2 protein-coding genes are annotated in these 1,179 nt (G+C 50.6%); both read left to right on the top strand.

All coding sequences use genetic code 11. From position 1 onward, the window contains the following. A partial coding sequence (locus KDK17_RS16130) for an enoyl-CoA hydratase-related protein (RefSeq protein ID WP_257288523.1) occupies positions 1-455 on the top strand: 455 nt, incomplete at its 5' end. Between the two features lie 115 nt (positions 456-570). Then, the coding region (locus tag KDK17_RS16125) for an enoyl-CoA hydratase-related protein (RefSeq protein WP_257288522.1) at positions 571-1,179 on the top strand (609 nt) is incomplete at its 3' end.

The following is a 1,179-nucleotide window of genomic DNA, read 5'->3' as shown; positions in this document are numbered from 1 at the left end:
GCCTGCATGTTGTCTGCGACCTGACACTGGCTTCTGCAGAGCACGCTGTTTTCAAACAAACCGATCTGGATGTGGCCAGCTTTGATTCGGGTTATGGCTCAGCTTATCTGGCCAAGATGGTTGGACAAAAGCGGGCCCGTGAAATCTTCTTTCTGGGACTGGATTACTCCGCTCAGGAAGCCTTTGAAATGGGCATGGTCAATAAAGTGGTGCCTCACGCAAAGCTGGAAGCATTGGCGCTGGAATGGGCCGGGATAATTGGCGAGAAATCCCCCACAGCCGTCCGTATGATGAAGTTTGGCTTGAACATGACTGATGATGGTATGGTTGGCCAGCAGCTGTTTGCTGGTGAAGCGACTCGGCTGGCCTATGGCACTGAAGAAGCCAGAGAAGGTCGTGATGCCTTCCTGGATAAGAGACCCAAGGACTTTTCTCGCTTTCCCTATCACTATTGAGGTTGGGTTATGGAGTTAGTCTATAGTTTCACTGGCCGATGGCTGCTATTGTCTGACGCACAATTGAGCCAGCGGGCTCAGTAAAATAAGAAAACAACTCTCAAAGGTGGTGAATTTGTCTGAAAATAATGTAGTGCTTGAGCAAAAGGGTCCGGTTCTGGTTGTGACCATGAACAGACCGGACAAAAAGAATGCTCTGACCAGTGTCATGTATGCCGATATGGCGAGGGCGCTGGCCGATGCAGATAACAATGATGCTGTTCGTGTCGTCCTGATTCAGGGATATACGGATGCCTTCACAGCAGGCAATGACCTGGGTGACTTTCTGAAAGAAGGTGTGGGTCTTGATTCCCCGGTAATGACTTTCCTTCGTCAGCTGGTGGCTTTGGAAAAGCCTCTGGTGGCAGCGGTCAGCGGTGTCGCTGTCGGTGTTGGCGTCACCATGTTGTTACACAGTGACCTGGTTTACATTGCTAAAAACGCCAAGCTGAGATTGCCGTTTGTGAATCTGGCCCTGGTGCCAGAGGCTGCTTCCAGTCTTCTGCTACCCCAAGTGATGGGTCATCAGCGTGCTGCAGAACTGCTGATGCTGGGAGATTTTTTTGATGCAGAAACAGCCCGGGATTATGGAATTGCTAACGAAGCGGTGGATACCGACCATATTTTTGAACATGCTCTGGCCAAGGCGGAAGAGTTGGCCACCAAGCCGAAAGAAGCATTAAAG

The sequence above is a fragment of the Endozoicomonas sp. SESOKO2 genome (assembly GCF_024606245.1).
Taxonomy (GTDB): domain Bacteria; phylum Pseudomonadota; class Gammaproteobacteria; order Pseudomonadales; family Endozoicomonadaceae; genus Endozoicomonas_A.
Note: the sequence above shows the minus strand (reverse complement) of the source record. Positions and strands in the feature narration are given on the sequence as shown.